We start from the raw sequence: 8,626 nt of genomic DNA on the forward strand, positions 1-8,626 counted from the left end.
ATCAATACGTTAGCGACCGCCCAAGGGCGGCCGTTCGCGTTGCGATCCCCGCGCTGGAAGCAACGTGGAAGCAAATGGAGCGAATCCAGGCCGTGGCGAAAGCGCAACATGCGCCGAATCTTGATTCTCTGTTGAATGCGGATATTCGGGGAGTCATGTGTCGGTAGAAAGGCTGTTGGTCCATATCGACCTTTCACCAGCCTTTCGCGGTTGTTCAATCAATGGTCCTCGACGTGGATAGAAGTCGCCAATACCGATTAGTTTACTTTTTTTCCGCTGCAGCGAGTTTTTTGACTTCGTGAAGCCGAGCTTCCAGCCAACTGGCGACGTGCTCCGCGATTTCGATCGCTCTCTTTTCTGGATGAGTTTCTGGATTAGGTATGGGCCAAACACCGCTTCTGGTTTCTACATCTTTCAAAACAAGAAAATGTTGATGCTCCTCAACGGCATTTTTAGGGATGGTCCCCCCGGCGTAGCGACCATTTTCGGTCTTGAGTACTCCGTCTGGAATCTTATGGACTATTCCATCCGGTCCTATCTTGAAATTGTTCGAAAGAGATACACTTGAATTTCCTGCAACGGAAATCATCCCCCCTAAAGAAACTGATCTGGGGTTTGCTTCCCGCTTTCCCTCGAAAACGTGGGACGCGTGATCTCTCGCTTGGTAGGCATACTGCAGAATGGCATCATTACGTTGTTGATGTAGCAAACTATCAGACCACGACTTGGATTTTCCTTGGGCCGTGGCGCGTCTCATTGCGGACACAGCCTTCACATAGTGTTCGAGAAATCCTGACCAAGCTCTCCAAAGCTTCCTCGTCTCTTCGGTGGATTTGAGCTCCGAGAGGAAATCTAATACATACTCAACTTCAAGCCCGGCATTTTCTAATATTTCTTGGTAACCTGGTCTCATATGCGATGTGGCTCCGGTTGTTTGAAAAAAAGGCCAATGCATGACGTCCCACCGGCTTTCCTAATATATTAAGAAATTATAGCTTGCCTGCTGAAGAAACAATTTGTCCTTACTATTTCATCCGCACACATGACTGAAACGGGTTCGATGTCATCGTTCGTTGCGAAATAATGGAAAGATCGTTTTGGGTTACTCCTGCAGGTTTGCAAGAATCCGCTTTCTGCGTAAAGTTGCTGTTGGACCCGATCGAGGCGGATGACCTCTCCCAGCCCTAAGCAGACATACACATCAGTTCCAACGAATGCTCGGAACGATCCACCGAAGCGCCGACAGTGATTTTCACACATCCCCTGAAATTTCATTAGATGCCTACAACCTTGTTGCGTTTATTTCGTATATTTCGTTTATTTCGTTGATATTGACTGCGGGGCGCGCTATCTGAAGTTACAGGAGAGACCAGGAGTGAAGACAATGAATGCAGTACGTAAGGAGGGTTTCGTGGATCGTTTGCCTGATAAGGTAGAGATCCAAAACGCTGAGCAGCTTGTGAAGTTGATCTCGTCGCAACGTCAGGAAGACGGTGGCGTACAATTCGAGCTTGCCGATCCGAAAGGCGAGGTCCAACCCATAACCTTGACGCCAGCGATATCGGAGTCTCTGTTGGAGGTCCTCCGACTTGTCGCTAGCGGGCGAGGCTTCACGTTGGTGCCCGTAAAAGCTGAGCTCACAACCAAACAAGCGGCAGACTACTTGAACGTATCACGCCCCCATCTCGTCAAACTTCTCGAGCAAGGGGATATTCCTTTCCATAAAGTTGGCCGTCACCGTCGCATTCTTGCAGAAAATCTCTTCGCGTATCGGGACAAGAGGAACGATGAGCGGAAGAGTGCGCTTGATGAGTTGGCGGAACTGGATCGCGAGGCAGGACTCTTTTAATGAACCATGGAAATCGCTTCACCGCGCTCATCGATGCAAGTACTTTGGCCGGCGCACTGCGACGTAATCTCATACTGAGCCTCGCTTCCGAAGAACTTTTCAGGGTGCGGTGGAGTGATCGGATACTGGAAGAGACGGAAGCGGCAATATCGACCATTACTGAAGGGAAAGCGGATACCTCGAAGCAACGTGCTGCGATGAATAGAGCCTTTCCTGAAGCGATAGTTCAATATGCCGCAGATGTTGAGGGATACCTCAATATTGAGGGTCTCCCTGATCCCGATGATCTACATGTTATTGCAGCTGCTGTGAGTGCTCGCGCAGACGTGATTGTTACAGAAAATTTGAAGGATTTTCCCACAGATGTTCTGCGGAAGTTTGACATCGAAGTCCTGTCCTCAGATGACTTCATTACGGATACTTTGGATCTGACGCCAGGCCGCAGTTTGCAAGCGGTAAAAGCTATGCGGGAACGCATGAAACACCCTGAGTACACTGCAGAGGGACTTCTTGCGAAGATGGAAGGGCAAGGCTTGATACAATCTTCTGAATTCCTTAGAGAGTATGTCGAAGTAATTTGATGCATTGATTTGGCTTACGGACCTGTCCCTTTCCAAGCCCACGATTTGATAGCGACCTTTCCCGACCCTTCGCTCTTCTTGCAGTGAATGAACGCTCTCAGCCCGAAGCGGAATAGCTGATCGGCAGGAAGAGCTCGTTCGCTGCAGTTCTGGCTAACAGAAACTGTGCGGAAGGAGCAGTCATCTCCTTTATTTCTGGTTCATAGGCCTTGCCCCTTGGGGCTAACGTGAGGCCCTATAACCAATCCAGTCGGAATAACATGTTCATACGTCCAACGAACGTGATGAACACGAAGGAAAAGAATTCTTGGAGCTCAGTTCTATGGCCTTTTATTAGATTAAACGCTCTACTATGTGCTGTGCCATGCCTTTGATTGTTTACCTAGACACGCAAGACTACATTAATCTCTTCAACGAGCCCGACGACGGCACGAACCATCAGGTTTTGTCGGAACTGCTCGAATATCGGGATAATGGAGCAATCGTCATAGGTTTTTCAATTGCGACGATTGTTGAGTTCATCACCAAGCCAGACATCACCAATCGATCCGAGCGTGTGCGTCGCGGCCAGCTGATCAAGAACATTTGTGGAGCGAATGCATTCCCTAATTTCTCCGACCTTGCAAAGGGCGCATCTTTTCCCAACGATGGCAAGTGGATACTCAAAAAAGATCAAAAAATCATTTCGGCAAAACAATTTAGACGTCAGATGCACGAAATTTTGATCGAAGAACTGGCGAAAACCGAAGGCTTAAACCGGGCTCAAAGAAGGCAGCTCGGACGCAAATCGTCAATGCACGAGTTAGTTCGAAAAAAGGGTTCAACATGGGGACGAAAGCGATCTGACTACGGTGAGCTTCCGGTGTCTGATGAAATTGTTGAAAGCCGTATCTTGGAGCGTTTCATGAAGGGGCTGTGCAGCGATTCAGAGTTTGAAAAACGCATGAACGCTTGGCTATCAGACCCAGCGGAATATAGCCGCATTGTCTATGACTATGCAGACCACCCAAACGTCATCGATAAATATTTTGGGAAGTCTATCGACGATATTGAAAATGCTGTTCAGAGCATGCAAAATTTGGTATCGGCGACCCAGAAATTGAATGCGGAAATGCTGTCCACTCGTTCCGTTCTAATAGATGCTGGCATTGATAAGTCGAAAGCGCGCAAATTAACTAAGCAGCGCTCTTTGCCCGAATTTGACCCCGATAAAGTTGACGCAAAGCTGGAGGAGCTTCTTGGCAAAGGCCGCTCCAGGCATTTCCAACACTATTTGGCCCGAGTGATGAAGCCCGGCTATACATTCAAGCGATCTGACATGATGGACTTGATGCAGATGTGTTATGCTTATGATTGTGATCTATTCAGATGCGACAAATCTATGGCCAACACGTTTAGCAATTTCGAGCCTTTCAAAGGCAAGCTAGTCGGTCGCTTCACGGAACTGCCTAAACGCATCGACGCGCTGATAAGCTCATAGCCTGAATTCGTCGACATATAAAGTTTTACGAAAAGGACGGCGAAAGCAATTTCGTATGTTTGTGCCGATATGGCTGGCAAACGATCACCTCCGTCGCAGGAACAAACGCTATCAACGACGCCCAGTCACCGCACCCTTCGTGGGCCATTTTTTTGATTTTACAAAGGGCGCTTCCTTCGCACAGCGGACCTTCTTAAGAGGCGCAGTGAACGACGCCATCCCCCCGCCCAGAGTGCCCTACGTCCAACGATATTTCCCGCCTGCTTTCTGCAACCTTTCCTCCAACGTTTTCGGATGCTCTTCACTGTATCTCTGCAACGCGTCTATGTGCTGCTCCATAAACCCATAGAACTCATCCGGCGTAATATCCGAGATAGCTGCCCGAGTGACAAACAGGCCTAAAAGCTGCTGATCCAGTTCCCGCATTTTGGCGGTGCGGTTGGCAAAGATCACGTCCAAGGGCTGCACGCCGCAGCAGTGCACCGCGAGGTCTTGGCCGATTGTGTCCTCAAATAGCCGCCACAGTTCATGAAGAGGCCAGCGGGCGCGGTTGCTGTCATTGGAGGGGATGCAATAGCGCAGGCGTCCCAAGGCGTCGTTGTAGGCATCTCCAAGACGATCCCGGAGATCGGCCCAGGAATGCATCTCGAACCGCCCCCGGAGTTGCTTTGAGCCAAGGCGCAGTTCAAAACGCCAGACCTGGCTGGCATCCCGGTCGGACAGGTTCAGAGGCTCTTGACTGCAAGCGGCGCGTTCCGCGTTCCAAATTGCAAGCCAGCCGTCCTTGGCCTTTTGCATCACTTCGGCGCGCTTGTCGTATATCGCGAGCTGGCGGTTATCGACATTCCCGGCCCGAAGACCTGTTACCCGGCTTCCCGTGGCTTGTGTGACCGTTTCATCGGCTCCGGTATATTCCGTCACCTTCGTGCCCGGCGGGGCCACAAGCGCGATCCGCTCCGGCTCAAACCACGGGGCCAGCACGTCCATCGCGAAGTCTACGCGGGAAACACGCAATTGGTGCTCTCCATAGGGAATAGACATGGCTTCCATGACCTCCCGGAAATGCCGTTCCGCATGATCCAGCCCGCCCGTGGCTAGCCCAAGCGCGCGAAAGTCAACGGTGATGCCCGGATTGTTCGGAATGCGGTCTTCGGGGTCTTGGAACATCCAGACCGCGCCCAGCTCGCCCGTATGGGTGTTGAAGGTACGCCCGCCTTTCCCGGTGACGGACAAGAGAAGATCGCCAAAGCGCAGTTCGATATCCTGATTATGCTCCTTGGCATGGGCTTTCGCTAGGGCCAGCTCGCGGCGCAGCTCCGGCGTGATCTCCGCCTGTAGGGTGAACCTCAGCCCGTCAAAGCCCGAATGCAGGATTTGTGCGTTCATCTGCGATGCTCTTCGCTTTCGTATTCGTGGAGGGGGGTGTTACATGTCCCCCCTCCTGCGCGGCACTCTGGCCGCTGGTTTCAATTGAGATGTGAGGGAAAAGGGCGGGGGCCTTTGGCCCCCTTAGTGCCTCCGGCGGGGCAGCATTGGTTTTGGGGCCGGGCCGTGGCCCGGCGCTGGTATCACCTGGCATTCATTTGACGGCCAATCCAGATTTCGGCGCGCTCCGCACATTTGGCGAGATTGAGCAGGTCGGAATGATGGAAACTGCCGGTATTGCGCCATTCGTCGGTATCGGACTTATAGGCGCGGGAAAGATCGACGGTGTAGAAACCGTCGTTATCCCAAACGGTGGCCGTGATGAGGCCAATCTTGAATTTCTGTGCAGGCTGGTTCGCCATGGTTTCGGTCGCTTTCGGTTTGATCTGTGGAATGAAAAAGGGCGCGGGACCGTTTCGCCCGCGCCCCTGAGAGCCTTCCGGCCCCAAAATCCCGCACGGCGCTGCCAGCCCCGAGCGGGCAAAACTCAGATGCCGCTTGCGCTGGTGCTTTTACGGCGGCGTTCATCGCCCCAGGTGAGCAGGTCGCGGCGGCGGTAGCGGATGGAGCGGCCTGATTTATAGAACTTCGGGCCAAAGCCGGTCACGCGCCACTTTTGAACGGTGCGTACGCTTTGGCACAGGAAATCAGCGGCCTTGGCTTCGTCAATGAACCCGTCCAGGAATTCCGAAGCGGGGGCGTTGGTGGTGTCTGCTGCGTTGGTTTGCATCTGATGTTCTCCGATAAAGATCTGATGCGACCGTTTTCGCCTCGCTGCAGGACACAAAAAATAACAATAAAAGGGCCTTGAGTTTATTGTTTTGTGTGTTCTTTCCAGAGGGGGGATATAACCCTTCGTATCGTCTCGTAACTTGGTTTGTTTTCAGTGACTTGCAGGTCGGGATTGTCTTGGGCTAGCTGAAGGCGAACATGCTCGGCGACGGTTTTCAAGCTCATGGTCTTGTCCAGTTTTTCGGAGCTTGCCACGCTTAGGTAGGCTGCTTTGATCTGAGGCTGGATCGTGGGGCGGCCAATTGCCGGTTGAACCGGTTCCGCCAGTGTTTCGCTGTTTGGCAGCGCTGCAGTGGTTACCTTGTCGATCATAGCTTTCGACAAAACCCTTATTTGAACGAGTTCCAAACTCTGAGAACTGAGCGAGGAATCAAACCAGTCGATGCGCCCATGCCATAGCTGCGCAGGCAGTTCGTAGGGTATGGATGCCATCCGTCTTGGCTTCTCAAAGCCATATGCAACCAAATCCCCGCGCTTCAACCAGTTGACAACTAGCTCCCTCATTTTCTTTAAAATATCGTCTTTTGGACGCGACACCTCGTTTACGGCACCGAGCATAGCTTCCAACTTTTTGGTGAAGTCTACCTGTGTTTCCTTAAGCTCCTCCATCTTATCTTGCATCGCGTGCAGCGCACTTTTCTTGGAGGCTTCTTCCCACGCCTTCCGGAGGTTTTCCGGGGCAAAACTGCGGTCAGCTTGGCTCAGGTAGATACCTGCATTCCAGAGCTCTTCATTGATTTCATGTGTGTGCATTTTGCTGCTTTTATAAGTATTTGTATGTTTTTCCGGGTATAGGCGTGTGTGTTGATATCTAATGAAATATCAGGAAATATCACGAAATCACCTGAAATTTCCTGACCTGATTTTCCGGTATATTCAGTGACATTCCGAGCCTTTGCGCGTTTTCCTCTGCCGCGCGCCGGACAGGATCATCCGCTAGATGGGCATAGCGCATGGTGGTTTGCAGTTGGGTATGTCCCAAGAGCCGCCCGACCATCTGAATTGGCATTCCTGAGGAAACCGCATTTGACGCATAGGTGTGTCGAAGATCATGAATGCGCACATTGTGCAGACCGGCGCGCTCGCGGATGCGTCGCCACGGGTGCTGTAAATCGGTGGCATATTTGCGCGGTAATTTACCCTCGATCACATAAGGATTGCCGGGGGTGCGGGGCAGGTTCGCCAGGACGTCGCGCGCTGGCTGGGGCAGGGGGATGCGCCGTGCGCCGGTCTTGCTGTCCGGCAGTTCCATGCCATGCGGGGTAATGTATTCCCATTTCAGGGTTTGGATTTCCCCAAGGCGGCAGCCGGTCAGGATCAGCAGCCGGAAGGCGGCGACCACAAAGGGCGTTTCGCTGCCTTCCTGTTCCACGTCGGCCAAGACTTGCCCCAACCGTTGTAGCTCATGCTGGCTGAGATACCGCTCGCGTTTGATTTCCCGATATTTCGGCACATGGCGGCACGGGTTGGAGCCGTCCGGGCGCAGGCCCCAGACTTCGGCCAGGTTGAACATCTTGGAAAGCACGCCAAGGGTTCGATTTGCTTGGTATGGTTTGCCCCGGAACTTGTGGTGCAAATCGGCAATGTCTTTGCGCTCCACGTCCACCACTTTGAAGCTGCCAAGCGCGGGAACAATGAACAGGTCTATGGCGCGGCGGTATTCCTTCTGCGTGGAGGGCTTGCAACGCTCCTTGGCATGGCTGTCGAAGAACCGCTCGCAGAGCGCGGCAACGGTAGGTGCTTTTCGGTGCAGTGAGATTTCTTCGGCGGGGTTCTCTCCACGCGCGACCTGGCCCATGATTTCCTTGGCGAGCTTGCGCGCCTCATCGACGGTAATCTTGCCATGCCGCCCGACCGACACGCGCCGGGTTCTGCCGCCCTTCCGATATTGCGCCTGATAGGTCCGCGCACCGGAGGGCATGACGCGGACGCCGAACCCGGCAATTTGGCTGTCCCAGACAAAGTAATCCTTCGCCTCGGGACGCAGCGCTTCGACGGCGCGTTTGGTGAGTTTCGGCATCTCTTATCCTCTTTCTGCTTCGCTTCCGTGGAAGCATTGTGGAAGCAACTGGAAGCAAATTACGGGGTAAGAGGTAGAAGCCGGTAGAACGGCGCGTCAACGAAAAATAAGCGATAACAATAAGATAGGGTAGAGGGGCGAAGTTTGGCGCAAGTGGTGCAAGAGGGCCGGAGCGCTCTCATAACCTGAAGGTCGCAGGTTCAAATCCTGCCCCCGCAACCAAAAATCTACATGCAAAACAATACGATGGCGCCCCAAGGGGCGCTTTTGGCGTTTGCGCCTTCCGAGCCGGTGCTACACCGGTGCTACAAAACTGCCCGGTTGCCGCGTGTGAAGTGGGGAGGCGCATTGCAGACATTCACTGCGGTATGCCTCAACGGCGGCTATGCGCAGATAGCGACCTTGACCTGCCACGGGATTTTTCCACCATTTGGAACTAGAGTCCGCCCCAACATGAGGACGGACAATGAAACGAACGA

The 8,626-nt window shown here is 52.9% G+C and carries 10 protein-coding genes; 3 read left to right on the forward strand and 7 right to left on the reverse strand.

All coding sequences use genetic code 11. The features are described 5' to 3' along the window. Together IT775_RS20805 and IT775_RS20810 are read right to left on the reverse strand one after the other, a co-directional pair. The coding region (locus IT775_RS20805; protein WP_212703173.1) for a hypothetical protein at positions 1-218 on the reverse strand (218 nt) is incomplete at its 3' end. 44 nt (positions 219-262) lie between these two features. Then, the gene (locus IT775_RS20810; RefSeq protein ID WP_212703174.1) at positions 263-955 is read right to left on the reverse strand and encodes a hypothetical protein; all 693 of its coding nucleotides are present in this window, start codon (positions 953-955) and stop codon (positions 263-265) included. Positions 956-1,384: 429 nt separating this feature from the next. Between IT775_RS20810 and IT775_RS20815 the strand changes: the two genes are divergently transcribed. The 3 genes from IT775_RS20815 (at position 1,385) to IT775_RS20825 (ending at position 3,910) form a co-directional block, all read left to right on the forward strand. Continuing rightward, positions 1,385-1,849, forward strand: coding sequence for a helix-turn-helix domain-containing protein (locus IT775_RS20815; protein ID WP_212703175.1), 465 nt, complete (start codon positions 1,385-1,387; stop codon positions 1,847-1,849). Continuing rightward, positions 1,849-2,430, forward strand: a complete 582-nt coding sequence (locus tag IT775_RS20820; protein WP_212703176.1) for a PIN domain-containing protein — start codon at positions 1,849-1,851, stop codon at positions 2,428-2,430. The genes IT775_RS20815 and IT775_RS20820 overlap by 1 nt, the downstream gene beginning before the upstream one ends. Before the next feature lie 364 nt (positions 2,431-2,794). Further along, positions 2,795-3,910 carry a hypothetical protein gene (locus tag IT775_RS20825; RefSeq protein ID WP_212703177.1) on the forward strand — a complete coding sequence of 372 codons (1,116 nt, stop codon included), beginning with the start codon at positions 2,795-2,797 and terminating at the stop codon, positions 3,908-3,910. A 237-nt stretch (positions 3,911-4,147) separates the two neighbouring features. On the opposite strand, the gene IT775_RS20830 is transcribed toward IT775_RS20825, so the two are convergent. The 5 genes from IT775_RS20830 to IT775_RS20850 all read right to left on the reverse strand — a co-directional run bounded on the left by IT775_RS20830 (position 4,148) and on the right by IT775_RS20850 (position 8,147). Continuing rightward, entirely contained in the window at positions 4,148-5,296 is a 1,149-nt protein-coding gene (locus IT775_RS20830) for a hypothetical protein (protein ID WP_212703178.1), read from the reverse strand. 182 nt (positions 5,297-5,478) lie between these two features. Next, positions 5,479-5,697, reverse strand: a complete 219-nt coding sequence (locus IT775_RS20835) for a hypothetical protein (protein WP_212703179.1) — start codon at positions 5,695-5,697, stop codon at positions 5,479-5,481. Positions 5,698-5,822: 125 nt separating this feature from the next. Beyond that, the gene (locus IT775_RS20840; protein WP_212703180.1) at positions 5,823-6,065 is read right to left on the reverse strand and encodes a helix-turn-helix transcriptional regulator; all 243 of its coding nucleotides are present in this window, start codon (positions 6,063-6,065) and stop codon (positions 5,823-5,825) included. 83 nt (positions 6,066-6,148) lie between these two features. After that, positions 6,149-6,880, reverse strand: a complete 732-nt coding sequence (locus IT775_RS20845; protein WP_212703181.1) for a hypothetical protein — start codon at positions 6,878-6,880, stop codon at positions 6,149-6,151. 79 nt (positions 6,881-6,959) lie between these two features. Next, positions 6,960-8,147, reverse strand: coding sequence for a site-specific integrase (locus IT775_RS20850; protein WP_212703182.1), 1,188 nt, complete (start codon positions 8,145-8,147; stop codon positions 6,960-6,962). Positions 8,148-8,626: the final 479 nt, after the last annotated feature.

This window comes from Thalassovita aquimarina (genome assembly GCF_018219815.1).
In the GTDB taxonomy this organism is placed as follows: domain Bacteria; phylum Pseudomonadota; class Alphaproteobacteria; order Rhodobacterales; family Rhodobacteraceae; genus Thalassobius; species Thalassobius aquimarinus.

Bases quoted from the DNA above. Each gene is read 5' to 3' on its own strand.
- IT775_RS20845 (WP_212703181.1), bottom strand. From the start codon at position 6,880: ATGCACACACATGAAATCAATGAAGAGCTCTGGAATGCAGGTATCTAC.
- IT775_RS20810 (WP_212703174.1), bottom strand. From the start codon at position 955: ATGCATTGGCCTTTTTTTCAAACAACCGGAGCCACATCGCATATGAGA.
- IT775_RS20830 (WP_212703178.1), bottom strand. From the start codon at position 5,296: ATGAACGCACAAATCCTGCATTCGGGCTTTGACGGGCTGAGGTTCACC.
- IT775_RS20820 (WP_212703176.1), top strand. From the start codon at position 1,849: ATGAACCATGGAAATCGCTTCACCGCGCTCATCGATGCAAGTACTTTG.
- IT775_RS20835 (WP_212703179.1), bottom strand. From the start codon at position 5,697: ATGGCGAACCAGCCTGCACAGAAATTCAAGATTGGCCTCATCACGGCC.
- IT775_RS20850 (WP_212703182.1), bottom strand. From the start codon at position 8,147: ATGCCGAAACTCACCAAACGCGCCGTCGAAGCGCTGCGTCCCGAGGCG.
- IT775_RS20840 (WP_212703180.1), bottom strand. From the start codon at position 6,065: ATGCAAACCAACGCAGCAGACACCACCAACGCCCCCGCTTCGGAATTC.
- IT775_RS20825 (WP_212703177.1), top strand. From the start codon at position 2,795: ATGCCTTTGATTGTTTACCTAGACACGCAAGACTACATTAATCTCTTC.
- IT775_RS20815 (WP_212703175.1), top strand. From the start codon at position 1,385: ATGAATGCAGTACGTAAGGAGGGTTTCGTGGATCGTTTGCCTGATAAG.